Origin of the sequence: Bacillus sp. FJAT-45350 (assembly GCF_002335805.1) — a bacterium.
Lineage (GTDB): Bacteria > Bacillota > Bacilli > Bacillales > NISU01 > FJAT-45350.
In genome coordinates this window covers 1,782,727-1,807,887 of sequence record NZ_NISU01000001.1, presented here as the reverse complement: position 1 = coordinate 1,807,887, position 25,161 = coordinate 1,782,727, and the positions used below count along the sequence as shown (strand labels likewise).

The 25,161-nt window shown below is 36.2% G+C and carries 22 protein-coding genes and 2 riboswitches; of the genes, 13 read left to right on the top strand and 9 right to left on the bottom strand.

From position 1 onward, the window contains the following. The first annotated feature begins 99 nt into the window (after window positions 1–99). From CD003_RS09090 to CD003_RS09080, 3 genes are read left to right on the top strand one after another with little or no spacing between them, the layout of a single operon-like run. A complete protein-coding gene (locus CD003_RS09090; RefSeq protein ID WP_096200808.1) occupies window positions 100–1,212 on the top strand; it encodes an endospore germination permease in 1,113 nt (370 codons plus the stop codon). Continuing rightward, window positions 1,187–2,731, top strand: coding sequence for a spore germination protein (locus CD003_RS09085; protein ID WP_096200807.1), 1,545 nt, complete (start codon window positions 1,187–1,189; stop codon window positions 2,729–2,731). The genes CD003_RS09090 and CD003_RS09085 overlap by 26 nt, the downstream gene beginning before the upstream one ends. Then, window positions 2,728–3,924, top strand: a complete 1,197-nt coding sequence (locus CD003_RS09080) for a Ger(x)C family spore germination protein (RefSeq protein WP_096200806.1) — start codon at window positions 2,728–2,730, stop codon at window positions 3,922–3,924. The genes CD003_RS09085 and CD003_RS09080 overlap by 4 nt, the downstream gene beginning before the upstream one ends. A 313-nt stretch (window positions 3,925–4,237) precedes the next feature. On the opposite strand, the gene CD003_RS22270 is transcribed toward CD003_RS09080, so the two are convergent. Then, window positions 4,238–4,366 carry a hypothetical protein gene (locus CD003_RS22270; RefSeq protein WP_257008285.1) on the bottom strand — a complete coding sequence of 43 codons (129 nt, stop codon included), beginning with the start codon at window positions 4,364–4,366 and terminating at the stop codon, window positions 4,238–4,240. Window positions 4,367–4,647: 281 nt separating this feature from the next. Here CD003_RS22270 and CD003_RS09075 point away from each other — a divergent pair, with 281 nt between their 5' ends. Continuing rightward, on the top strand, window positions 4,648–5,412 hold the full coding sequence (locus CD003_RS09075; protein WP_096200805.1) for a DODA-type extradiol aromatic ring-opening family dioxygenase: 765 nt from the start codon (window positions 4,648–4,650) through the stop codon (window positions 5,410–5,412). 60 nt (window positions 5,413–5,472) lie between these two features. Here the strand turns inward: CD003_RS09075 and CD003_RS09070 are convergent, their stop codons facing one another. The 3 genes from CD003_RS09070 to CD003_RS09060 all read right to left on the bottom strand — a co-directional run bounded on the left by CD003_RS09070 (window position 5,473) and on the right by CD003_RS09060 (window position 9,200). Beyond that, window positions 5,473–6,906 carry an amidase gene (locus tag CD003_RS09070; RefSeq protein WP_096200804.1) on the bottom strand — a complete coding sequence of 478 codons (1,434 nt, stop codon included), beginning with the start codon at window positions 6,904–6,906 and terminating at the stop codon, window positions 5,473–5,475. Between the two features lie 37 nt (window positions 6,907–6,943). Beyond that, window positions 6,944–8,263 carry a short-chain fatty acid transporter gene (locus tag CD003_RS09065; protein WP_096200803.1) on the bottom strand — a complete coding sequence of 440 codons (1,320 nt, stop codon included), beginning with the start codon at window positions 8,261–8,263 and terminating at the stop codon, window positions 6,944–6,946. A 220-nt stretch (window positions 8,264–8,483) separates the two neighbouring features. Further along, complete coding sequence (locus tag CD003_RS09060) at window positions 8,484–9,200, bottom strand: sulfite exporter TauE/SafE family protein (protein WP_096200802.1); 717 nt, start codon at window positions 9,198–9,200, stop codon at window positions 8,484–8,486. Between the two features lie 200 nt (window positions 9,201–9,400). Here CD003_RS09060 and CD003_RS09055 point away from each other — a divergent pair, with 200 nt between their 5' ends. From CD003_RS09055 to CD003_RS09015, 9 genes are all read left to right on the top strand, one after another. Then, on the top strand, window positions 9,401–10,747 hold the full coding sequence (locus CD003_RS09055; RefSeq protein WP_096200801.1) for a transcriptional regulator: 1,347 nt from the start codon (window positions 9,401–9,403) through the stop codon (window positions 10,745–10,747). Between the two features lie 224 nt (window positions 10,748–10,971). Then, window positions 10,972–12,033: a DctP family TRAP transporter solute-binding subunit gene (locus CD003_RS09050; protein WP_096200800.1), complete on the top strand. Its 1,062-nt coding sequence runs from the start codon at window positions 10,972–10,974 to the stop codon at window positions 12,031–12,033. A 65-nt stretch (window positions 12,034–12,098) separates the two neighbouring features. Beyond that, window positions 12,099–12,584, top strand: a complete 486-nt coding sequence (locus tag CD003_RS09045; protein ID WP_179295496.1) for a TRAP transporter small permease — start codon at window positions 12,099–12,101, stop codon at window positions 12,582–12,584. Further along, a complete protein-coding gene (locus tag CD003_RS09040) occupies window positions 12,581–13,912 on the top strand; it encodes a TRAP transporter large permease (RefSeq protein WP_096200798.1) in 1,332 nt (443 codons plus the stop codon). Before CD003_RS09045 ends, CD003_RS09040 begins: the two co-directional genes overlap by 4 nt. A gap of 11 nt (window positions 13,913–13,923) precedes the next feature. After that, on the top strand, window positions 13,924–14,394 hold the full coding sequence (locus CD003_RS09035) for a PPC domain-containing DNA-binding protein (protein ID WP_179295495.1): 471 nt from the start codon (window positions 13,924–13,926) through the stop codon (window positions 14,392–14,394). 13 nt (window positions 14,395–14,407) lie between these two features. Next, complete coding sequence (locus CD003_RS09030; protein ID WP_096200796.1) at window positions 14,408–15,889, top strand: class I adenylate-forming enzyme family protein; 1,482 nt, start codon at window positions 14,408–14,410, stop codon at window positions 15,887–15,889. Continuing rightward, window positions 15,886–17,022 (top strand): thiolase domain-containing protein, encoded by a 1,137-nt coding sequence (locus CD003_RS09025; RefSeq protein WP_096200795.1) that lies wholly within the window; start codon window positions 15,886–15,888, stop codon window positions 17,020–17,022. The genes CD003_RS09030 and CD003_RS09025 overlap by 4 nt, the downstream gene beginning before the upstream one ends. Window positions 17,023–17,025: 3 nt before the next feature. After that, entirely contained in the window at window positions 17,026–17,349 is a 324-nt protein-coding gene (locus CD003_RS09020) for a Zn-ribbon domain-containing OB-fold protein (protein ID WP_096200794.1), read from the top strand. A 1-nt stretch (window position 17,350) separates the two neighbouring features. After that, window positions 17,351–18,325, top strand: coding sequence for a bile acid:sodium symporter family protein (locus tag CD003_RS09015; RefSeq protein WP_096200793.1), 975 nt, complete (start codon window positions 17,351–17,353; stop codon window positions 18,323–18,325). A gap of 151 nt (window positions 18,326–18,476) precedes the next feature. Here the strand turns inward: CD003_RS09015 and CD003_RS09010 are convergent, their stop codons facing one another. From CD003_RS09010 to CD003_RS08990, 5 genes are all read right to left on the bottom strand, one after another. Next, entirely contained in the window at window positions 18,477–19,133 is a 657-nt protein-coding gene (locus CD003_RS09010; protein WP_096200792.1) for a potassium channel family protein, read from the bottom strand. Window positions 19,134–19,234: 101 nt separating this feature from the next. Continuing rightward, window positions 19,235–19,376, bottom strand: a riboswitch (cyclic di-AMP (ydaO/yuaA leader). A 79-nt stretch (window positions 19,377–19,455) separates the two neighbouring features. Next, window positions 19,456–20,688, bottom strand: coding sequence for an MFS transporter (locus tag CD003_RS09005; protein WP_096200791.1), 1,233 nt, complete (start codon window positions 20,686–20,688; stop codon window positions 19,456–19,458). Between the two features lie 310 nt (window positions 20,689–20,998). Beyond that, window positions 20,999–22,555, bottom strand: a complete 1,557-nt coding sequence (locus tag CD003_RS09000) for a Na+/H+ antiporter NhaC family protein (RefSeq protein WP_096200790.1) — start codon at window positions 22,553–22,555, stop codon at window positions 20,999–21,001. 111 nt (window positions 22,556–22,666) lie between these two features. Next, a riboswitch (Lysine riboswitch) is annotated at window positions 22,667–22,852 on the bottom strand. A gap of 119 nt (window positions 22,853–22,971) precedes the next feature. Continuing rightward, window positions 22,972–24,267, bottom strand: a complete 1,296-nt coding sequence (locus CD003_RS08995) for a type II restriction enzyme (protein WP_096200789.1) — start codon at window positions 24,265–24,267, stop codon at window positions 22,972–22,974. Next, window positions 24,245–25,114 (bottom strand): DNA adenine methylase, encoded by an 870-nt coding sequence (locus CD003_RS08990; protein WP_096200788.1) that lies wholly within the window; start codon window positions 25,112–25,114, stop codon window positions 24,245–24,247. The genes CD003_RS08995 and CD003_RS08990 overlap by 23 nt, the downstream gene beginning before the upstream one ends. Between the last annotated feature and the right edge of the window lie 47 nt (window positions 25,115–25,161).

Here is a 25,161-nt window from a genome sequence, read left to right as displayed (position 1 = left end):
TTAATCACTAATCACTAATCATTTTCTATTTAAAAGTATATTTTGGAAAGTTTTCCAAAGACTAATTGAAAGATGTCTTAGGTTGAGGAGAGCTTTGCTATGACAAGTCAGTCTTTCAATGTTCGTCATATTCTTATTATTTTTACTTTATCTACTGGCCTTACAAATCACGTTATCATTATTCCTCTTTTATTAAATGCATCGGCTCGAGATGCGTGGTTGGCGATCCTTTTGTCCATTATTCCAGTAATTTTATGGCTCGTAGTATTACTTGTTGTAATAAAGAAGCTCGGTCAAGAAAAATTGTTTGACTGGTTGAAAAATAAATATGGAAATATTGTTGCTATTATAGTAATGGCTCCTTTTTTGATTTACATAGCATTTAACTTTTATATTACCTTTCGAGATACAGTCATGTGGATTGATTTATCTTACTTGTTATATACACCAAATACAATCGTCGCATTTGTATTTTTAATACTTATTTTTCTTGTAGCTAAATCTGGTTTGAAACCCCTTATAATGTCAGGTGTTGTCGTACTCCCGTTTGTCGTAATCTTTGGTTTTTTTGTAGCTGGAGGAAACATGCCAGAAAAAGATCATTCATTGCTTTTTCCCATAGTTGAGCACGGCTGGAATCCTATCTTACACGGAATGATCTATGTGACTGGTGGGTTAGCTGAGATGATAATGCTCCTATTAGTTCAACACAAAGTAAAGGGACAAATCCGCTTCTTTCATCTCGTTATCCTAAGCCTTATTTTAATAGGTCTTACGTTAGGTCCTACCATAGGTGCGATTACGGAATTTGGACCTGCTGAAGCGATGAAACAACGGTACCCTGCCTTTGAGCAGTGGAGACTATTAACATTGGGAGAATATGTAGACCATTTAGATGTACTTTCATTTTATCAGTGGATGTCTGGGGCATTTATTCGTCTTTCTTTTCTACTGTTTTTATTAGGTGATATATTTTTACAAGAAAAATCAAGACATCGTACAAAAGTAATCGCAGGTATTGCACTGATTTTTATCATTTCGACTTACTTTCCAATAAGTGACCCGATGTTTTTAAATTTATTAATGAACTGGTTTTATCCAATAGTAATTGGGTTCGTTCTTCTCTTTACGCTTGTACTACTTCTACTATGTCAATTTGCATCTAAGAAAAAAAGGGGGAGTGCAAATGAAAATCACGAGCAGACTCTCTAGCTTACGTAAACAACAACGTAAAACAGACAAAGGTGCTACTCTGACAAAGGGTGGGGGAGAACTATTACCTGAAAAACTAACAGAAGAAAACATGATAAATACCTTTTCTTCTAGCGAAGATGTCATTACGCATAATTACATGCTTGGAAAATCTGATGAGCCCGTTCTAGTCATTTATTGTCAGGGTTTAGCGGATTCAAAGGAATTAAGTCAATTTATTTTACCTGATATTGAGGCTGTCATTGATGATTCAAATAATGATTATCAGTTTTATCAGCAGCTTCAAAAACGTTTACCAATACGTGCTCTAGGCTCAGAAGAGGGAATGGAAGAACTCGTTTACAATGTTTTTTCTGGAGAGCTCGTTCTTTATTTTAAAAATAGTAAACGAGTTTTCTTTTTAACAATTACGGAAGAACCAAACCGTACACCAGAAGAGTCGAATACGGAAATTTCCATTCGTGGTCCTAAAGATGGATTCACTGAAGACTTAAGCACAAACGTGGCTCTTGTGAGAAAACGACTAAGAACAAATAGTATGTATAATGAAACATTTATTGTTGGAAAGCGTAGTAAAACAAAGGTTTCTTTGTTATATCTAGAGGATGTTGTTGATCCTACACTCATCGAGGAAGCTAGGAAGCGTATTAATGATATTGATATAGACGTATTAGATTCTAGTTCCATACTAGAAGAACTACTTGCAGATTCACCTTATTCAATTTTTCCGTTATGTGAATTTGCAGGTAGACCTGACTATGTTGTCAATTGTCTAACTCGAGGAAAGTTTGCAATTCTTATAAGCGGTGTACCAAATGGAATAATTGCACCAGCTACATTTACAATGTTATTAAAAACACCGGAAGATTTACATACCCCATATTACTTTGTTACGATGGAGGTTATGCTTCGGTTCTTAGGGTTATTATTAGCTATCTTTTTGCCTAGCTTGTGGGTTGCAATTATGACCTTTCATTTAGAGCAGGTACCATTTCAATTTCTAACAACTGTTGCTTTATCAAGGCACGGAATCCCTTTTCCAACTTCCCTTGAAACAATCATGATGTTAATTTTCTTGGAACTTTTTCGGGAAGCTGTTGTTCGACTGGCAAAGCCTGTGGGTCAAACGGTAGCGGTTGTTGGTGGGCTTATTATTGGTGACGCAGCAATTCAAGGTGGATTAGCTTCAGCAACGTTGCTTGTTGTAATTGCTTTATCAATAGTGGGTACGTTTACACTAGTTAATCAGTCATTGAATGGAACAGTAACGATTCTACGTTTATACTCCTTTTTCTTAGCCGCATTTCTAGGGATTTTTGGGTTTATTATTAGTCTTTTTTCCATTCTATGGTATCTATCGACACTAACGTCATTTAATGTTCCTTATTTATCAACTGGTGGTACAACGAATTTTAAGGATTTCTTATCAACCTTTGGACGCTTACCTTGGTCTATGATGAAGAAAAGACCTACGAACATGAACACGAAAGATCAAACGAGAAAAGGGGAATCGTCATGAGTTTTCCTTTTTCACGAACGAGCTTTTCGGTTATATTAATTAGTTTACTTCTACTTACAGGCTGTTGGGATGCAAAATTAATGAATGAAATGTACTATGTTGTTGCAATAGGAGTTGACTATGACGAAGAGTCAGAGGAATTTATTACCTATACTCAATTTATTGACTTTGCTGCAATTGCCGCAGCAGATGTAGGACAACCTTCTGCCCAGTTTCCACCTTGGATAGGGCGCGGTACAGGTGAGACACTTGATTTAGCATTATCGCAAATTTATGAAGAAGCGCAGCAACGTATTTTCTGGGGACATATGTCTGCGATAGTTATTTCAGAAAGTGTTTTTAAAAGAGAAGTAGGTGATACTCTCGATATTCTTATACGTTATCCAGAGTTCCGTTATACACCATGGGTATTTGGGACAGAAGAGTCGATGATGGATATTTTTTCGGTTACATCAATGTATGAACTTTCACCATTACAAACAATGCTACATGATCCAACACCGACATTTGAACAAAGTTCAATGATTCCTAGAGTTCGGATGAATCGATTTTTTGCGTGGCTTCAAGAACCTGCCTCAACTCTTATTTTGCCGAACTTGGCAATTTCAGATGAGTTGTATTATGAAGAAACAGAATCAAAAGAAAAGTATTCAATCAACGGAGCATTTGTAATAGAACAAGGAAGATATAAAGGATTGCTTGATGCAGAGCAGATTACAGGTTATCGGTGGGTACAGGATGAAACGTTTCGTTCTGGGGTTGCTCTTGGCGATAATGAGAGACCTAAAACTACTGCGTCATTAATAAGTCCTGATATAGAAGTGACGTATACAGAACAAAATGGGGAAGTGTTTTTTGATTTAGATCTCGTATTTGAGGCTAATTTATCAGAAGTTATAAAGCCAATAACTGAGGAAGAAGTAAAGGTAAGGATTAAGAAAGAAGTAGAAGAAGAAGTAAGAAAAACTTATCTAGAAGGATTGAAAATTGGCGCAGATGTCTATCAGTTGCGCGAACGTCTTTATCGTAGAGACGTAAAGCTGTGGAAGAAGTTAAACAAAGAAGGTCCATTTGTACTAAACGAAGATTCATTAAGAAATATAAATGTTGATGTTAATTTAAACCACACAGGAAAATTGATTTTACAGGACAAGCGTCTATATAACGATAATATATGGGAGAAAATTAATTAACTAAGATAAAATTAAAGTGGAGGCAGAACGTCAGGTTCTGTCTCCACTTTTTTAGTGGCTCAGGAAATTAAAAAATACTTAAGTAGTGGATTAGTGAAAGCTTATTCAAAGAAGGGTCAATCCATTCCACGCATACCGAAGTTGTGAAAACCAAGCAAAAGTAGGGCGCGTGGTAGGTCTATCACATAAGATATTTTTTGTTTTCACCGTAGGGACTACGGGTAGAGCTTGCTCAATAACTAGTGGTTACACTGGTGTTCGCAGGAATCTCCCGCTTCAAATTTCATTAGAATTTAAGCGGTGAGTAGTTCAATTAACTAGCTTTAAAACGGTTATCCCATTTTATTCTCCATTTATTTCTTCTTTCATTACGGTTTCCTTTATATAAATGTTTATATTTTCTCCAATGTGATTTCCAATCATCTCTACGTTTTGTTCTCATACTATCATGCTCCTTTTTTCTGTAAATTCTATGACTTTTTGAGCAATTCTTAAATAAAACTGCTCAAAGTGATACAAGTCGACTATACTTGCTCTTATTTAATAGATTCTTTTAATTGCTTGTCGAAACCTTTGACAACCTTTGGCTTCCTTTGTCTAGTTTTACCTAATAGTGCGGAAACGAAGAAAGGTGCAAGTTGTTGGGAGATATTGTGGGAATATGATAATGTGGTTGTAAGATTTGTATATATATCAAAGTCATTAAATAGGAGATGTAAAAGTATGATGCCATCACTTTTTATTTGTCACGGTTCTCCCATGTTAGCATTAGAAGAGAACACATATACTGAGACATTACAACAAATTGGACAGCGTTTCGCACCTAAAGCAATTGTCTTATTTACAGCGCATTGGGAACAAGAAACTACAACAATATCCTTTAAGGATGATCCATACGACACAATATATGATTTTGGTGGGTTTCCAGAAGAATTATCTAAAGTAACATATCCAGCAAAAGGTTCTACAGAAGTAGCTTCGATTGTTGAAGAATTATTAAAAGGTGCTGGAATTGCATCAAAGAGAGATGAAAAGAGAGGTTTAGATCACGGTGCTTGGGTAATTTTAAAGCACCTTTATCCAAATGCAGAAATTCCCGTTGTTCAAGTGTCTATTAATCCTTATATACCTCCTAAGGAGCAGTATAAAATTGGGGAAGCATTGCGTGGGCTTGGTAATCAAGATATTCTCGTTATCGGAAGTGGGGGGACATCACATAATTTACGATTACTTAAATGGGGTCAAACTGAAGTTGAGCCTTGGACTAATGAATTTGACGATTGGTTACTCGATAATATCAAAACACAAAACGTAGATTCTTTATTCAACTATCATACACTTGCTCCTCATGCGAATTTAGCTGTACCAAGAGCGGAACACTTTGTTCCATTGTTCATTGCTATGGGAAGTGGTACTGCACAAACACCTACAGTCCTACATCGTAGTTATGATTTAGGAACATTGAGTTTAATTGCTATAGAGTTTTAAAAAGAGAATAGAATCTTGCTAAAGCCGTCTTGCTACACGAAGACGGCTTAATTACTTGGCTTATCTATTTATTACTATGTCCTTTACAAATGTGTCAAGGGCTAGTTGCTTTTCAAAACTTTTGGAACAACGAAGGACGGAGGAGTCAGCTAAATGACGACCAATAATTTGTAAACCAATTGGTAGACCATCTTTGGAAAAACCACATGGTACGGAAGCAACTGGATTTCCAGTTAAATTAAATGGATAAGTCAAAAACCAACCGATTAAAGGGTTAATAGGATTTCCATTTATAGTAGTAGGAGCTCCATGTTCAAGTGGAAAAGCTGGGACTGCAGTAGTAGGGCAAATGAGAAAGTCATACTTTTCATGAATTTTTATTAGTTTTTCCCAGACCCTTTCTCTAGCTAAGTTCGCTTTTCCAAACTGTACAGCGCTCAGTTGTTTACCATGAATGATTAACTCTTTTACCTCAGGCTCTAGTAATGAAAGTTGTTGGTCAGTTAAGTCGTCATATAATGATGCCATTTTCCCACACCACAAAATCATAAAGTCGTTTTCTATTTCTTTATCAAAACCTATATCAATTTCTTCGACTACACAACCTAGCTCAGAAAATATAGTAGCTGCTTGCTTACAACTTGCTTCGACTTCAGGGGCAATATCGAAATAGCCTAAATTTGGACTATAGGCAATTTTCATTCCTTTAATACTGTCATTCAATGTTGCAAATATATTCTCATCATTTGGAATGGAGAAAGGATCAGTATAATGAGCGCCTGCCATTGATTGATAAAATAGAGCAGCGTCGGAAACATCTCTAGTAATAGGACCGTTATGGAAAAAGGGGGTGTGACTTGAAAATGCACCTACAACATCTGGAATTCTCCCATAAGTTGGTTTAAATCCAAAAACGCCACACATGCTCGCTGGAATACGAATTGAACCTGCGCCATCACTACCTTCAGCAAGAGGGACCATTCTTGAAGCAACAGCGGCACTTGAACCTCCACTTGAACCACCAACAGTTCGTTTAGTATCCCATGGGTTGAGAGTTGGACCAAAAAGTTGATTGTCAGTTATACCTTTATGACCAAATTCAGGTGTATTTGTTTTTCCGATAATAATTCCACCTGCTTCTTTTATTCTTTTTACAAGAAGGGCATCATTTTCTGGAATGAAGTTTTCGAATAATTTTGATCCTCGAGTTGTTCGAACACCTTTTGTTGGAGTCAAATCTTTCAGTGCTACAGGCAATCCATGGAGAGGGCCAACTTTCTCCCCGCGCATGAAAGCTTCATCTGCTGCAGCAGCAGCAGACATAGCCTCATCAGATAATATAGTACAGAAAGCGTTAATTGTAGGGTTGAGAGCATCAATTCGATGTAAGTGTGCTTTAATTATTTCAACGGCTGACAGTTTTTTTTGTTGAACTAATTCTGCCATATTCAGAGCGGACAAATTTGTTATATCATCATACTTGGATATATGCATAAACGTTTCACCCCAATAGTTTAGTCATTATTGCTGTTTAGAGAATAAGTAACCCTGCACCTAATACAACGCCACTAATAATCAAAATTAAAGCTGTATAACCCATAATGTGTCTAATTCCTAATCCTGCTATTGCTAATAAAGGAAGTGTCCAGAACGGTTGAATCATATTCGTCCAAGCATCTCCCCAAGCTACAGCCATAACAACTTTTGACATATCAGCGCCAAGTTGATTTGCAGCTTCAACCATAATTGGCCCCTGTACTGCCCACTGTCCACCACCTGATGGAACAAACATATTTACGATTCCTGCACTAATGAATCCCCAGAAAGGTAAGGTTTTATCAGTTGCAATCGTAACAAAAGTGTTAGCGATATCAGCTGCCATTCCAGTACCAATCATTATTCCCATTATACCTGCGTAGAAGGGGAACTGCATAATAATTCCATATGATGACTTTGCACCGCCTTCAAATGAATGTATGTAGCTTCGAACATTCGGGGTTAATAGTAGTCCTAATGCGAAGAAACTCATAATGACAATGTTGATGTTTACTGTACCACCATTGAAAAAGTATGCTCCTAACCAAAATACACCAAGTATTCCTAGAATAAGAGGTATAAAGCGTTGTTCTTCTAATTTCGCTGCAGGAGTTAAGCTTTTATTATCATGACTAGAAGCAATTTCTTCTTTAGCTAGTTCTGATTCTGGTAGACTAATTCTAGCTTCGTTTTCTTTAGGTCTCATCATAATAAGGGCAGTAGGAATAACGATAGCTAAAATCCCTAATAGAATAAATGTACTCGGTGCAAAAATTGTCTCCGAAACTTCAATGATCCCCATTTGGTCTTCCAGAAAATGTCCAGGTGTAGCAATTAGTGTCGGGATTGCTCCACCATAGCCCGCATGCCAGACGAGAAATCCAGCATAAGAAGAAGCTACAACTAGAGGATAGTGGATTTTTCCTCTGTGAACGATTCCCATTTCACGTGCAACGATAGCACCCGCAATTAAACCAAAGCCCCAAGATAACCAGCTACAAACCATCATTACTAATGTAGTAGCGATAATGACTTGAATTTCATTTTTGGGAATTCTAGCAAATGCTTTTAACCATTTATTGATAAGAGGTGTATGTGCTAAAGCAAATCCTGTAACAAGTATTAAAATCGCTTGAGCTGTAAAAGCCAATAAATCAAAAAATCCATTACCCCAAAAGTCCGCTATTTGAACTGGCCCGTATCCTTTAAAAAGACCAAGAATGAATACTAGTAATGTAAGAGCAAAAACGAAAATAAATGCGTCAGGCAAATATCTTTCTGCTATTCTAGTAAATAACTTTGAAATAAATCTCACGTTATAGCCCCCTTTTGTTTAATGGAATGATAAACTAACTATTTAAAATTTTCAGAAAATTAACAATGGAAACGTATATTGTTTTATGATAAAAGAAATTATAGCATAAGCTGCCCTCCTTTTAGTTAGTAAGAATTCTTTACAAAAATAACGAATTTCATTGCATTTAAAATGATAGCGCTTACAAAAGTAAGTGTCTTCTTACGTAGTGTAAGAAGCGCTAGATTGATGTGAACAATAAATATAGACCTGTTATTGCTAAGATAATATACGTAATCAACTGAAATACTCGTTGATTAATATAATGAAAAACGTACTGACCAACAAAAATTCCAGCAAAGGTAACAGGTAATAACATTAGAGAAGAAATCCATATCTCTTTTGAGGTAGAGCCAAAGGTGATTTGCATTCCTAGTCCGACAACATAAACAAATAGATAAAATGCTAAAGTAGTGCTCCTTAAAACAGCTTTATCGATATTCGCCCCTGTAAAATATAATAGTAAAGGAGGACCAGGCATTCCAATACTTGTTGTTAATAATCCTGATAAGCCACCACCAATAGTATCCTTTTTAGCTGTCCGATTCGTTGTGAATTTAAAGATTAATAAGGCAGTAAGGAATAGAATTAGTAGACTAATGATAAGCTTTAACAGTTGAACATCTAAATATAGAAATACAAAAATACCAATTGGACTACCGATAACACTACCAATTAAGAGTCTCTTTAGAAGTACCTTATCTACTTCTTTTCCGATTCGTGGAACCATAAATAATGAAATAACAATTGAGAGAATAATATTGATTTGGATTGCTGTCCGTGGGTCAAATACAAAGAGTAAAAAAGGTGTGGCCATTATTGAAAATCCAAAGCCTGTGCAAGCTTGCAACACAGCTGCAAAAAAAACGATTATAGAGGCAAGTAATAAACTCTCCATTTGTTTCACTACCTTCTAAAGTTAGTATCATTTCGTCACCGTGACTTCTTTTCCCCCTTTCTTATCGTTAATACAGTTTTAAGTTTCTTTTCTTAATGCTATAGTATTCCATTTATCATTTTGTTACAATGTCCGTAAATAGACCTTTTATAAAATTCTGAAAATTATAACAATAAGTAGATCGAAAGGAGCTTTTACATATGATAAAAGTTGCAGCGATAATCACGCCTGATATGGTGGGGAATACAAAAGAAATAATTAAGAGGTATGATGATATTGAAATTACTATTGATATATTTCGAAATCCAGAAGATGTTATCGAACTTGTAAACACCTATATGGAGGAGCACGATATACTACTGTTTGGTGGACCGATACCTTATTTAGTAGCTCTAAATTATTTAAAGGAAAATCAAATTCAAGGCACAAAACCAATGGTTTATGTACCATATAATGAAATATCAATTTATCGTGGGCTCTTTAAAATGGTTGAAAGAATGAAAGTGAGCTCAAAGCAACCAATTACATTTAGTATTGATTATCCTGCAGAATCTGAGATAAGAGAATGTCTAGAAGAATTAGAAATTAGTATAGAAAAAACATTTACAAAAGAATGTGGATCGAATCAAAACTTGGATGAATTGGTTACCTTCCATTATCATCTATGGTCAAATAACCATGTAGAGGCAGCCATTACTAGTGTTTATACTGTTTATGAGAAATTACTAGCCTTAAACGTACCTGTATATCGAATATCACCAGCTAAATCTTCTATTCGAAATACATTAGAACGAGCGATATTAGAAGGGAAATCATTACAACATGCTCAAAGTCAGATTGCGATAGGGATCATTGGAGTGAAGAATCAGAAAGAATCAAACAATAACCATACTTCTGAATATCAAGTTAAGCGACGAAAACTTGCATTGCAACAGCTATTAATAGATTTTGGAGAAGAAATACAAGCGTTAATTGATTGGTCAGAAAGTGGTGAGATTCGCTTTATTACAACAAGAGGTCAAATAGAAAGAATCACTAAACATTTCAAAGAAATTAGTATTTTACAAGAAATTCGACAAAAACTTCAGTTGGAAACGTATTTAGGAATTGGCTTTGGAGAGACTGCCTATGATGCAGAACTAAAAGCACATGAAGCTTTATCAAAGGCAAGGTTCATTGAGTATGGAAGTTGTTTTATTGTTGAGATAGATGGATATGTTCATGGTCCAATAGGAGATAAATCTCAGCTAAGGTATTCAATAAGAAGCGATGATCCAGAGTTAATTGCAATTGCGAAAAAAGCTGGTTTGAGTGTTGGTACAATTAATAAATTACTTTCCTTTACAGAGTTTTCAACGGAGAAAAAATTTACAACAAATGATTTAGCTACTGGCTTTGGAATTACCTTGCGAAGTGCTAGGAGAATATTGAGTAAGCTTGAATTAAATGATTTCGTCAAAATAATTGGAGAAGAACAGCCAATTAGTAGGGGAAGACCAAGGCAAATATATAAACAAACAATACAGATTCAGAGTTTTAAGTCGTAGAACGTAGATTAGTAGTAAGAGATTTAATTAGATGAAATAAACTAGCGAATTAATGTAAGCAACATAAAAAAGGTAAAAAAGATAGATCTTGATATTTAATGGTGTTAGAATAGCATTATAATTTTAAAACTCTGAAAATTGCTATTTGTTATTTATTTTATTAGTCCAATATATTTTTTGTACTAATAATTAAAAAAATATAGGTTAGAAAAGGGGAAATCATTATGAGAGAAAGAAAGTTATGGCTTTCACTACTAGTTGCTATGATGCTATTAGTTTTAGCTGCATGTGGTGGGCAATCAACTGGTGGAGATGCTGAGCCAGACCAAGGAGAAAGTCAGGATGGTACTAGTTCTGATGAACCAACAGATACATATAACCTAAGCATGTCTGTAACTACAGGTGAAGCATCTACTTGGTTCTTAGGTGCTGAGAAGTTTGCTGAAGAGTTAAGTGCTCTGACGGATGGACGTTTTGAGATTGATGTTGTTGGCGATGAGCAGTTATCTGGTGGAAATCAACAAACAGGTATCGAAATGTTATTACGTGGAAATACAGATCTTTCTTATCACTCAACAATTATTTATTCAATTATTGATGAGCGTTTTGGAGCTGTAAGTGCACCGTTCTTGTTCACAGATTTAGACGAAGCGGATGCAGCTCTTGCAGGTTCTGGTGGAGAAGCATTAAATGAAATTTTACGTGAAATTGGTGTAGAGCCTTTAGGCTATGGTGAAAATGGCTTCCGTCAAATCACAAATGATGTTCGTCCAATTGAAAATGTAGAAGACATTAAAGATTTAAAAGTTCGTATTCCTGGTATTAGCATGTATATTGATTTATTTAGAGCATTAGGTGCTGACCCGACGTCAATGGCATTTGCTGAAGTCTTTACATCACTTCAACAAGGTACAATTGACGGACAAGAAAATCCTATCGATGTTATTCATTCGTCTCGTTTAAATGAAGTTCAACAATATATTTCAATGTGGAACTATTCATATGATCCACTTGTACTTGGAATGAATAAAGAATTATTTGAATCACTTCATCCTTCTGATCAAGAAGCTGTACGTGAAGCTGCAGCTTTAGCAAACGCTTATCAAAAAGAATTAAACCGTGAGCGTTCAGCTGACTTAATTGAAGAGTTAAAGGAAAGCGGAATGGAATTTTCATACCTTTCTGATGAACAGTTAGATGGTTTCAGAGAAAAAGTAGAAGTAATCTATGATGAATATGAGTCTGTCTGGGGTGCAGAGTTACTAGAAGCATTCAGAGGCAACTAAGAAATTGTGAGGCAGAAGCGATAGCTTCTGTCTCAATTACTACCTAGACGAAAAAGGTGATGAACATGAGTAAACTACTTACATATTTTGAATACAGTTTAGTTATATTTAGCTTGTCAGTAATGTCAATTCTTACCTTTGCTAATGTAATAAGCCGTTATTTTATCAACTATTCCCTTTCATTTACAGAAGAAGTGACTGTTAATCTATTTGTATTACTAATTTTTACAGGAGCTGCAATTGGAATTCATCGTAAATCTCATCTTGGTTTTAGTTTGATATATGACTTAGCGAAAGATTCAATTAAAGTCATTTTAGTATCAATCACTGGAATTATTAGTATTTTAATTTTCTCAATGGTCGTTTATTACACTTGGGATACGATTCAATTTCAAATGAGTTTAAATCAAAAATCACCTGCCCTTGGTTGGCCGCAATGGATCTTTTCATCGGGAATGCTTGTTGGAGGAGCATTATGTTTGATCCGTTCAATACAAGTTACAGTGGCTGAAATTCTTACAATTGTAAGAGAGGGGAGGAAGACAACATGATAGCAATTGTATTGTTTGGTATTTTCTTTTTACTATTATTAATTAACGTTCCCATTGCAATTTCCTTAGCAGCGGCATCCGTTTCAACCCTCTTTATATTTGATGGTGTAAGAGCACTATCTACACTAACTGATATTATGTATGCTTCCTCGGCTCGTTTTACACTATTAGCCATCCCATTTTTTATCCTAGCTGGAGTTATTATGGAGTATGCTGGTATATCGAAGCGTCTAATTGCATTTGCTGACTCATTATTAGGTCATCGCAAAGGAGGAATGGCACTAGTCACAATTATGGTAGCTTTCTTTTTTGCGGCTATTTCCGGTTCAGGGCCTGCAACAGTTGCTGCATTAGGTACGATATTAATCCCTGCCCTAGTGAAAAATGGTTTTTCCAAGGAATCCGCTTCTGGGTTATTAGCAAGTGCCGGCTCTATAGGGATTATCATTCCTCCAAGTATTGCCTTTATTGTATTTGCAGTTGTGGCAGGAGATAGATTACCTGTTTCAATTGGCCGTCTTTTTATCGCAGGTATAGTACCAGGTATCCTTCTTGGAATTGGATTTTTGCTCGCAGCTTACTATGTACTGAAACGTGAAAACAAAGGACTTTCTGATTTATCTGTAACGTCTGAATATAAACCGAGGAAAAAATCAACGCCTCAAGAAATTATCAAATCATTTTTTAGTGCATTTTGGGGCTTATTAATGCCATTTATAATTATCGGTGGTATTTATGGTGGGATTTTTACGGCTACTGAAGCTGCAGTAGTTGCTGTATTCTATGGTTTATTTGTAGGGATCTTTATTTATAGAGAAATTAAAATCCCTCATTTTAAAAATATTTTAGTAGACTCATCGGTTCAAACAGCAGTTGTTATGTTTATCGTTGCTTCTGCTTCAGTCTTTGCTTATATCATTACGAAAGAGAGAATTGCAAGAACCGTTGCGGATAGCTTATTAAGTATTACCGAAAACCCAATTCTAATATTGTTATTAATTAATCTAATTTTAATTATTGCAGGTGCTTTTATAGATGCAATTTCTGCTCTGTATTTATTTGTTCCAATTTTAATCCCAATTATGATTCACTTAAGTATCGATCCGACAGTATTTGGTGTATTCATGGTTGTGAACTTAGCTATTGGTCTTTTTACTCCACCAGTAGGGGTCAATTTATATGTAGCTTGTGGTATTTCAAAGATATCGTTACGAGACATTTCAAAAGCAGTATTACCATTTGTATTCGCAGCTGTAATTGTATTACTGTTAGTAACGTTTGTTCCGCAAATTTCTACGTTTTTACCAGATTTATTACAAGTTAAGTAGAGGTGAAAAAATTGACACAATCGAGTCATTCGGTATACGACAAAGAAAAGGGAAAACTGTTTGGTTGTTTAGCTAGTGGCGAAGATTTGTTAGCTGGACTGATTGCTCAGTGTGAAGTTCATGGTATTACCTCAGGATTTGTTACATGTATGGGTTCTCTTAGTCAAGTTTGCTATATTCATGGTGCGTCTGATGCTCAAGGGAAGCCAACATATAGTCAAGAGAAGGAAGTAGTAGGAGCGATTGAGCTATTAAGTGGTACAGGGGTTATAGCTAAAGATGAGTCAGGTGAACTAGATATTCATTTTCATGGATTGATAGTTAATGAAGATGGAACAATTTTAGGAGGCCATTTTTTGAAAAATAAAAACCCAGTCTTAGTAACTATTGAGTTTTGTATTCATGTTTCAGACAATGTGGAAGCAAAAAGAGCTTTTAATGAAAAGGCTGGGTTCCGTTTAACAACGTTTAATCAGAAATAAGGGGTGAAATGTTATGGAAACAATCGGCTTATTAGCTCGAAAAACGTGTAAGCAATATGCTAATAAAGTTGCAGTTACTGCTGGAGAGCAATCTTTTACTTTTTCTGAACTATCTGATCGTGCACAGCGAATTGCGAATGGCTTACTAGCAAAAGGACTTTCTAAAGGGGACCGGGTAGCCATTTTGATGTCTAACCGTTATGAATGTATTGAGCTTGATTTAGCGGTAGCATTCAGTGGGTTGGTGAAAGTTCCATTAAACTATCGACTTCACCCGAAGGAGCATGAATATATTCTTGAACAATCGGGTGCGTCAATCATTATCGGAGAGAAGGAACTGATTCAACCAATAGAAACATCACTTCCAGTAATAAACGTTGGTGAGCAGTATGAAAATTTAGTTTCTACTAGTTCTTCTAGTCGAGTAAATGTTGAGGTCTTAGAAGATGATTTGTATGCCATTATGTATACATCAGGAACAACAGGGCGCCCAAAAGGGGTTATGTTATCACACCGTAACTTTATTGCTGGTGCGTTATCTCTAATTATGTCATGTGAAATTACTACAGAAGATGTAATTGGTCACGTTGCTCCATTGACCCACGGGAGTAATTTTTTAGCTCAATGCTCCTATATTCTTGGAAATAAGCAGGTCGTATTTTCAAAGTTTAACCCACCGGAATTTATTAAGGATATACATGAGGAACAAGTAAATATTATTTTCCTTGTTCCGACTATGGTTAATTTGATGATTCATGACCCTTCGTGTGATCCTTCATTATTAGCTTCATTAAAGTCAATTAACATGGCAGGGGCGCCAATTGCTGAGGAAAAGCTTAAAAAGGCTCTCGAATTACTAGGTCCTATATTTGTTGAAACTTATGGGCAAGTTGAAGCACCGATGGCGATTACATGTATGCCTAGACATGAACTTTCTAAGCGTCCTTTATCATGTGGGGCAACGGGACCGTTTGTTGACATGAAGATTGTTAATGATGATGGTGAAGAAGTTGGACAAGGTGATGTAGGTGAAGTTATTTGCTTTGGCTCATTAGTAATGCAAGGATATTGGAACAATGAAGAAGCTACAAGGGATACGTTAAAAGATGGATGGTTGCATACAGGAGATTTAGGTTGGATAGATGAAGAAGGGTATCTTCATTTAGTAGATAGAAAAAAAGATGTGATTATTAGTGGTGGCGCCAATATATATCCCCGTGAAGTGGAAGAAGTGCTAAGTATGCACGAGGCGGTGAAAGAAACGTCAGTATTCGGTATACCTGATGACAAGTGGGGAGAAGTAGTATACGCCCATGTCGTTTTGCGAGAAGATGAAACAGTTAGTGAAGAAGAGTTAGTGGAGCTTTGTAAAAAACATCTAGCTAGCTTCAAAAAGCCTAAGGGCATTCAATTTGTTGAACAACTACCAAAAAGCTCTTATGGAAAGATTTTAAAAAAAGAAATACGGAAAGAGTATTGGAGTGAGAATAAATGAGTGATGTATCAGTAACGGGTATTGGCATGACGAAATTCGGTAAACATGACCGAACAATGAAATCATTATTGGTAGAGGCATGTCGTGAAGCAATTATTGATGCTGGAAAGCCTAAGATTGATGCTGTATATATTGGGAACTTTATGGGTGGTATGTTAAGTGGACAGGAAATACTAGGCTCGATTGTTTCTAATGAACTTGGCATACAAGGTGTACCTACTGCCAAAATCGAAGGAGCTTGTGCATCTGGAGGAATTGCTTTTCGACAAGCTTATTTGATGGTTAAGCATGGTGTCTATGACACGGTTCTTGTAGCCGGTGTTGAAAAAATGACGCAAGCTTCAACGGAAAAAGTTACTACAGCTATTAACACAGCGATGGACAGCGATACAAATGAAGGTGTTTCAGGATTAACATTTCCTGCGTTTTTTGGAGTGACTGCTAATCGTTACATGCATGAGTATGGGGCTGAAAAGAAGCATTTAGCGATGGTTGCATTGAAAAACCGTCAATATGCATCTGGAAATCCAAAGGCTCAGTTTCAAAAACAATCAAGTTTAGAAGAAATTATCAATGCTAGAATGATTACTGATCCACTTGGCTTATTTGATTGTTCACCAATAACGGATGGAGCTGCAGCTATAGTTATCACACGTGGGAATGAAGGTGTGAAAATCTTAGCATCTGGTCAAGCATCAGGACCTACATTACTTCAGGAAATACCAGATGTTTTACAAATATCAGCGATTGGTGAATCTGCTCGTCTTGCATATGAGGAAGCTAATCTTGAGCCGAAGGATATTGATGTTGTTGAAATTCACGACTGTTTCACGATGACTGAGATTATTGCTATTGAAGAGCTTGGATTTTTTAAACGTGGAGAGGGTTATAAGGCTGTAGAGGAGGGATTAACAAAACATGGTGGACAGTTTCCAGTAAATACGAGTGGCGGGTTACTTTCGAGAGGGCATCCAATTGGTGCAACTGGAGTAGCTCAAATCTATCAAATTGTCTCTCAGTTAAGAGGAAATGCAGCCAATCAAGTGGATGGAGCAAAGATTGGGTTAGCACAAAACTTAGGTGGTACCGGTGCTTATTCAACTGTCCATCTATTTGCGAAGAAAGGAGTGTAGGATATGGAAATGAGAGTTCTCACATGTACGTCATGTGGTAAGAAAATGATTCCTACCAAGTATACATGCCCAGCATGTTTAAGTAATGAGTTGACTGAAAGTGTCATTGATGGGCATGGTTTGGTTTATTCCCATACGACTGTTTCAATCGCACCTGATCCATTTTCAAAGGATGTGCCATATCAAGTTATTTTAGTGGAACTCGAAAATGGATTACGAGTTACGGGTAGGTTACTAGAAAGTACAGTGAAAATTGGTGATAGTGTTGAATTGAAAGAACTAAGGGATTCAGTTTATTGGTTCAACCTACTAAAGGTAGTATTATAAATTGAATAATAGTTTCTTACGTAAGGTTATTTTTGTACTACAACGATTTCTACCTATTTGGATAATACTTTGCTCAGTTATTGCGTTTGTGTTTCCATCATTATTTTCATTCTTAGGTAGTGTAACCCCGTGGGCTCTTGCATTTATTTTCTTATTAATGGGGATGTCTATATCATTTGATAGCTTTATGGCTGTCTTAAAAAAGCCACAAGAACTTTTACTTGGGATGGCAATGAAGTGGATGATTACAGTAGGTATTTCTGTATTGCTAGCCTATCTTTTCTTTCGAGATAATGCTAGCTTAGCAGCTGGGATCATTTTAGCAGGTACAGTACCTAGTGGTACATCAGCAAATGTATATACACTTCTCGCTGGAGGTACTGTTGAATTAAGTATTGCATTAGCAACGATTGATACATTTATTGCTCCTTTTATGACTCCGTATTTAATGCAACTCTTTGCTGGGCAATTTATTCCGGTATCATTTTGGACGTTATTTCTAAATATTGTCTATATCGTATTTGTCCCGATTGCGATAGGTGTTTTCCTTCAGTGGAGATGGGGGAATAAAATTACATCAATACGTCCTTTTTTTCCACTTTGTTCAGTTGTTGCTTTACTAGTTATTGTCGTAAGTGTTACATCAAATGCGTATGAGTCAATTATTCAATATATGTGGGCATTACCATCACTATTTTTAGTTGTATTCATACAAGTAGCACTACCTATGGTGCTAAGTTATCTCATTGCAAAATACCTTTGTAAGTTTCCTGAAGCAACCTGTCGGGCACTTTTATTCCACGTGGGTATTTGTAATACGGCATTATCAGCAACATTAGCTATGAATCATATTGATCCATTAGCAGCGGTACCTTCAGTTGTAAATATGGTAATTAATCTTTCTTTAGGTGCTCTAGTTGCAAATCTATTAGTAGCCTCTAAAAAGAATTTAAGTCAGGATACGTTAAAGAGCTGAAATGAGCCCGTCATTTCAGTAAGGCTTCTAGGAAAGTGTATAGCTTTTAAGAGAAGAACAATCGCTCAGCTTACTACAAGTCAAGTCAATAACTACAATGTGTTTCTAAACAAAGAACGGCTCAGGAAAATTCCTAAAGCCGTTCTTTGTTCTACATTCCCTCTTCTTCAAATCTCTTTAAGTCATTTTTATGCCCAATAACAATGAGGATATCGTCTTTTAGGATTTTGTCATCTGGGAAAGGAGAGATATTTACATTTTCTCCTCGTTTTATAGCTAGAATCGTACAGCCGTATTTTGCACGAACGTCTAATTGGATTAATGTTTGGTTAGCGATTTTTGCTGTTGCAATTAACTCTACTATACTATAATCCTCAGAAAGCTCGATATAATCAATGATTTTCTCAGACACTAAGTGTTGAGCGATTCGGATACCCATGTCTTTTTCTGGATGGACTATACGGTCTGCGCCAATTTTTTCTAACACTCGGTGGTGATAGTGATTTTGGGCCTTGACCCATACATTTGCAATACCCATTTCTTTAAGGACAAGTGTACATAGAATACTAGATTGGATGTCGTCTCCAATAGCCACAACAACATGGTCGAAGTTTCGAATACCAATTGATTGTAGCGCTTTTTCATCTGTTCCATTTCCAATAACAGCATGTGTAGAATATTTTGTCATTTCGTTTATTTTTTCATCGTTTGTATCAATTGCTAAAACCTCATGACCTAAGTTATACAATTCTTTACAGACACTGCTACCAAATCTCCCTAACCCAATTACTGCAAATTGTTTTCTCATTGCTTTCAATTCCCTTCAAAGCGTATATAAGTACGAAAAAATCGAACAAAAAAAGACCACTACAAATAAGAATGGTCTTAGGATTAAACCTAGACCTTTCTCTCAAGAAATTGTAACGCTTACGAGGTTAGCTGTCGGATTAGGGATTGAGAGTATCCCCTCTAAAAAAAGATTCACCCCAAGACAAATTTAAGTTTGTCAGAAATGGTTCCCCCGCTCATCATGATTCAGCGAATAAAAGGTATATAGGTATATAATTGTTTTCTATGGATAATAATCTACCTTTGTTCATTCGTAAAGTCAATACTATTTAACTAACAAGCTACGAAATATTGTCAGAAATCCATTTATCTGATGGTAAAAAGAACGTCACAATTCCTAGTAATGGGAGAGCGACAGTAAATAGAATTGTATTACTTAAACCAATTGTATCTGCTAATATTCCAAGTGCTATTGATCCTACTGCTCCCATACCAAAGGCGAGACCGACAATTAAACCAGAGACGGTACCAATTTTTCCTGGTACGAGAACTTGGGCATAGACAACAGAAACGGAAAAGCTAGATAATATAATAAAGCCGATAATAGCAATTAAAGGGTAGGCAAGTACTGGACCTACATGCGGTAGCAACAATGCTAACGGGGCAGAACCAAGCATTGAAAGCATAATGATGTTTCTTTTTCCAAATCTGTCAGCAAGAGGTCCACCGGCAAATGTTCCAAAAGCACCTGCTGCTAAGAAAATAAATAGATATACTTGTACCTGACTAATCGTTAGATTGTATTGCTCAATTAAATAAAAAGCATAGTAGTTTGTCATTCCAGCATGGAACCATGAACGTGCAAAGACTAGAAAAATTAACAAGCTAATAGCCGAAAGAATTACTTTGCGATGAACTTTTGATTGGCTTTTATCTACTGATTTAGCTGTTTTTTTCGCTTTTGCTGTAATCGTCACTTGTTCTGAATACCATCTAGCGATATAAAATAAAAGACCAATGGCAAGTACTGCCACAAAGGTAAACCATATCGCTCCGAACTGTCCAAGTGGAACGAGTATCAAAGCGGTAATTAACGGAGCTAGTGCTTGGCCGGCATTTCCACCAACTTGATAGATTGATTGAGCAAAGCCACGGCGATTTCCAGCTGCCATATAAGCTACTCGTGAACCTTCTGGGTGGAAGGTAGCAGAGCCAAGGCCGATAAAAATAACGGATAACATTACTAACCAAAAAGATGGAGCAAAGGCTATTCCAAGTACACCAACCAACGTAAAACAAAGTCCTATTGGAAGTGCATACGGTGATGGTTTTCTATCGGTATATGCTCCAACGACTGGCTGAATGAGGGAGGAAGTTAAGTTTAGTGCGAATGCAATTAGTCCAAGTTGTGTAAAGGTTAATCCCATTGATTGTACGAGAATAGGAAACATTGCAGGTACGAGAGCTTGAATTGCATCATTTAATAGATGGACAAAACCTATGATAAGTAAAATTCGATATGCTGTTTTTTCTTGTGGTACCGGCGTTGTAACGTTTTTTGTTTGAACTTGCATATAAAATATTCTCCTCTTAATCTATAGTAAATAAAATGATTATAACACCATCGGATTGAAAAGTCTGAATTGTGAATTCATTTATTACAAAAAAGTTTCTACGAACGATTAAAGGCCGTTGAAAAAGTGAAAATTACACTTTTTCAGCGGCCTCGAACGATTTTAAAATACTTCAATGTGGATAAGTAGGGCAATGGCTTCGCGCACTACTCGTTCAGAGATAAGAAAATCACTTGTCACTGAACTTTTAAACATGTAGTGGCTTCGCACATTGCTTTTAACAAATTCCTCTATGTGGATTTTGTTCTGTTTAGTATGATTGTTTTCTAGTTAACGTAATGAGAGCAATCATGACGATGACAAAGGTTACTAATAATGTCACTAAACTTATTATCATGCTTCCTGTTAATCCAAGAACAATATATCCAATTACTGAAATCACTCCTGCAATAACAGCATAAGGGAGCTGTGTAATTACGTGATCAACGTGATGACAGCCTGCGCCAGTAGAAGAGAGAATCGTTGTATCAGAAATTGGTGAACAATGGTCTCCAAATACAGAGCCTGCTAGGACAGCAGCTAATGCTGGTAATAATAGAGAAACATCGATAACAGCCATAATTTGTCCAGCGATTGGTAGCATTAAGCCAAATGTTCCCCATGACGTCCCCGTAGAGAATGCCATAATTCCAGCGATAACAAATAGGATAGCAGGTAACCAACCAATGTTAATGTTAGAATTCTCTACTAATCCTGCAAGATATTGACCCGTTTCTAACTGACCAATTAAATCAACGATACTCCATGCGAAAATAAGGATATACACGGCAGGAAGCATACTCTTAATCCCTGCTTTAACAGCAAGACCGGATACCCCAGCCGACAAATCTTTTTGAGTTAAGAATAAAATAAAGCTAATCACTACACTAAATATACCACCATAAAGTAAAGCCGTTGCTACATCTGTATTTTCGAAAATATCTAGAATGGTTGCAGTACCATCAGTACCTTCAATTCCAGTATAAATCATAGCTCCAACTGTACCGATAACTAGTGCTATGATAGGAACAATCAGATTAAGAACTGTTCCTTTTTTGCTTACTGGTAAGTCTTCAGATAATTCACCAGGAATCTTACCCTTATCAGTATTATACGTTTGACCAGTTTTCACTGCCATTTGTTCATGTCTTTTCATACTACCAATATTAATATTGAAAATTGCTGTAACAAAAACTAATAAAATAGCAGTAATAACATAGAAGTTTAATGGAATCATTTGAATAAATGCTGAAAAGGCAGTATATTGAGTAATCTGATGTGTAGCAAAGATCGTCCCGATAATCCCGATAATATATGCTCCCCAACTTGAAATAGGTGAAACAACACAGATTGGGGCAGATGTTGAATCAATAATATAGGCCAATTTTGCACGAGATACACGGTGTCTATCAGTAATCGGACGGCTAACTTGTCCTACAGCTAATGCATTAAAATAATCATCAATAAAAATGATAATGCCAAGGAATGCTGTAACAATTTGCGCTCCAACTCTTGTTTTGACTCTCTTTAATGCCCATTCCCCGAATGCACGACTTCCGCCTGAAATCGTAATAAATGCTGAAATAATTCCTAATAGAAATAAGAATAATAGAATGTAGACATTCCATGTATTTAACCCACCATCAGAGATGAAAATATCTCTTATACTAGCAAGGATTGTTGAGACTGTAGCAACCGGAGAAAAGCTCTCAAGTAGTAAGGCTGCAGATATAACCCCGACACCCAATGATAAAATTACTCTTCTTGTTAAGAGAACCATCACAATGGCAAGAAGAGGGGGGATTAATGAAAAAATAGTTCCTATCAATTTTCTTCCTCCTTAACAATGTGTAGATGATCCATACAATAATAGAGAACACAAAAAAACAGAGAAGTGATAGACATATCTATCATTACTCTGTAATGTAGTAAATCTGCCACGACCAGTAGTTCTCCATTATGAACATAAATTCATCTTCATAATGACAGTGTTACCCTTATTTAAGGCAACCCCAACAGAAAAAATTGACATTTTCCCTGCTTCGGCGAAAACTCCTTTTTACAATGGTCAATGGTTGTCAGCCTCACATTGTATACTTATAGTTTTCGCACCTCTACCTCATCGAAAGACAAGGTAATATTAAATTGTAAACGCCTTAGTTATTATATCAGTAATATAAATATGGTCAAGTTGAAAGATTAGGTAAGATAAACAGAGATATCAAATTATATTGAGAAAATTTTTTAAATTTGTGTTAATCGATATATCCACTCTGACCATTTTTGAACAGACTGCGACCTACGTATAATCGTACTATTATTTGGATTTACATTTGCTTTATTTTCTTTCATAATCTCGATTCGTCTTTCCTTATTTAGGAACTGGTTAGGAACCCATTCTTGAAATGCAACATTGAATGGAGCATGTTCTAATATAGAAGAGATGAGTGACATATATTTTGCTTTGTATGACATAGACATAATGTTTCGACCTTTGTTACTTAGTTTGAAATAAGTGGTTCTATTCTTTTTGACTTTTTCAATGAGGCCTAAATAAACTCCAGCATCTGCGTGGTAATAAGATTGTCTACCATTAAAGTCGTAATTCTCAGCAATATCGTTGGGACTCATTTCTCGTTCATAAAGTAACCCTAATAAATCTACGACTCTTTCAAATGTATCCGCTTGTGGAAAGGGGATATCCGTTCTTTCTTCGACAAGGGGTGTGGAGTGTGCGAGATGTAGGACTTCTTCTATTGTTATTTTCTCGTTATCAATAATAAAATCTTGCTGCTTCAGTAAGCGAATAGAATTAAACACTTGGTCGTCGTCAAATGTATAGACAAAGAAACTAAAGATGTCATTAGAGTGTGTGAAGAATATTGGTATAATATTTTTATTCGTTTTGTTCTTCCAAACACGGTAAGGATAGAATAATTGGCGAATATTAAAGTCCTTCACAGTTTCCTTCTTGGCCTCAACGATTAGAAAGGAGTCTTTCGTTTCATATCCTCCATCAATCTCAATTTGAGAACCCTCTACGTTGATTGAAAAGGAACCTTCATGAGCAAGGTTAACTTCATAGTTGAAATGCTTTGAACCCATTCTCCCTGACACAGTTTGTAAAAGAGGAGCGTTTCTATTTAGTTCTAGTACATGTTGAAACATTCCTGAAACATGAGCTGCATGGAGAGCTGCGCTTTCAGAGTACAAGTCATCACGTTTAATTGTATCAATAAAATCAGGAATGCTAACACGGGTAGGAATTTGATCTTTATTGTATTTAACCTTTTCGAAAATCTCGAAGTTGCCGATTACATATTCGCTCCGAGAGAGAGGAAGAATCGATAATTTCGTTTCTTTAAACGGTTGTGGTAAGCTCGTCCTATGATCGAATTTACACATTAATCGAGGTTCGCGTACTTCACGTATGTCATTCGCTGCTATACGATAAAATCCATCTCGCTCAATACGCTGCACAATATTATATTTATCAAAAAGAAACTCCCACGCAACATCATTTTTTGTCTTTTGAGACATAGCTAAGTATCACCGCCTCATCTATTTTCCCTCTGGATGTAGCTTTCGAGTTAATGCTTCTGGTTGCTTTTACTGGAATCGCTTCAAAGTTAGCTTGTCCATATAAGTCACGAATAAAGTCCGTATATGAATTTGAAAGCATGACATAGCAACCTCTATCTGCAAGCTCAACAAAAACATCCTTCAAACGTACTTGTTCTTCTTTTCCAAAACCCGTTTGGGAATAACTTGTAAAAGAAGAAGTAGTAGAAACAGGATCATATGGTGGATCAAAATAGACTAAATCTCCCTTTTTCGCTTCTTCTAATACAGTCTTTGCAAAATCTTCGTTTGTTATTGTTACGTTGTTCTTATTTAAATAGTCATGGACAGTTAAAAGGACGTCTGAATTTACAATATTAGGATTTTTATAGCTACCTTTTGGTACATTATATTGACCTTTAGAGTTTACTCGGTATAAGCCGTTAAAGCATGTTTTATTTAAGTAGAGCACTCTAGCAGCTCGTTCAGTTAGAGATATGTTCTCAATTGTTCCATTACGGTCCCATTCTCTCACTATATAATAATAATTCTCATCTTGTCCGTGCTTTTCAGCATGTATTTCTAAATAAGTAATAAGCTTGTGAACATCGTCACGAATCGTCTGATAAACGTTCACAAGCTCTTGATTGACGTCATTTATATAAGCTTCCTTTGGTGCTATATCAAAAAGTAATGCTCCCGCACCAATAAACGGTTCGAAATATCGATTATAATCTTCGGGGAGATATTGTCTTAATACAGGCAAAAGCTGCCTTTTTCCTCCTGCCCATTTTAAAAATGGTTGTAAATTACTCGTCTTGTTCATCAATTCCACTCCCACTAAAAACAAAAACTTATGTTCGTTATTATGAT

Excerpts from the sequence above, each read along its gene's own strand:
- CD003_RS09085 (WP_096200807.1), top strand. The coding sequence starts at position 1,187 with ATGAAAATCACGAGCAGACTCTCTAGCTTACGTAAACAACAACGTAAA.
- CD003_RS09040 (WP_096200798.1), top strand. The coding sequence starts at position 12,581 with ATGATAGCAATTGTATTGTTTGGTATTTTCTTTTTACTATTATTAATT.
- CD003_RS09025 (WP_096200795.1), top strand. The coding sequence starts at position 15,886 with ATGAGTGATGTATCAGTAACGGGTATTGGCATGACGAAATTCGGTAAA.
- CD003_RS08990 (WP_096200788.1), bottom strand. The coding sequence starts at position 25,114 with ATGAACAAGACGAGTAATTTACAACCATTTTTAAAATGGGCAGGAGGA.
- CD003_RS08995 (WP_096200789.1), bottom strand. The coding sequence starts at position 24,267 with ATGTCTCAAAAGACAAAAAATGATGTTGCGTGGGAGTTTCTTTTTGAT.
- CD003_RS09070 (WP_096200804.1), bottom strand. The coding sequence starts at position 6,906 with ATGCATATATCCAAGTATGATGATATAACAAATTTGTCCGCTCTGAAT.
- CD003_RS09060 (WP_096200802.1), bottom strand. The coding sequence starts at position 9,200 with ATGGAGAGTTTATTACTTGCCTCTATAATCGTTTTTTTTGCAGCTGTG.
- CD003_RS09075 (WP_096200805.1), top strand. The coding sequence starts at position 4,648 with ATGATGCCATCACTTTTTATTTGTCACGGTTCTCCCATGTTAGCATTA.
- CD003_RS09090 (WP_096200808.1), top strand. The coding sequence starts at position 100 with ATGACAAGTCAGTCTTTCAATGTTCGTCATATTCTTATTATTTTTACT.
- CD003_RS09030 (WP_096200796.1), top strand. The coding sequence starts at position 14,408 with ATGGAAACAATCGGCTTATTAGCTCGAAAAACGTGTAAGCAATATGCT.
- CD003_RS09010 (WP_096200792.1), bottom strand. The coding sequence starts at position 19,133 with ATGAGAAAACAATTTGCAGTAATTGGGTTAGGGAGATTTGGTAGCAGT.
- CD003_RS09020 (WP_096200794.1), top strand. The coding sequence starts at position 17,026 with ATGGAAATGAGAGTTCTCACATGTACGTCATGTGGTAAGAAAATGATT.
- CD003_RS09045 (WP_179295496.1), top strand. The coding sequence starts at position 12,099 with ATGAGTAAACTACTTACATATTTTGAATACAGTTTAGTTATATTTAGC.
- CD003_RS09080 (WP_096200806.1), top strand. The coding sequence starts at position 2,728 with ATGAGTTTTCCTTTTTCACGAACGAGCTTTTCGGTTATATTAATTAGT.
- CD003_RS22270 (WP_257008285.1), bottom strand. The coding sequence starts at position 4,366 with ATGAGAACAAAACGTAGAGATGATTGGAAATCACATTGGAGAAAATAT.
- CD003_RS09005 (WP_096200791.1), bottom strand. The coding sequence starts at position 20,688 with ATGCAAGTTCAAACAAAAAACGTTACAACGCCGGTACCACAAGAAAAA.
- CD003_RS09050 (WP_096200800.1), top strand. The coding sequence starts at position 10,972 with ATGAGAGAAAGAAAGTTATGGCTTTCACTACTAGTTGCTATGATGCTA.
- CD003_RS09055 (WP_096200801.1), top strand. The coding sequence starts at position 9,401 with ATGATAAAAGTTGCAGCGATAATCACGCCTGATATGGTGGGGAATACA.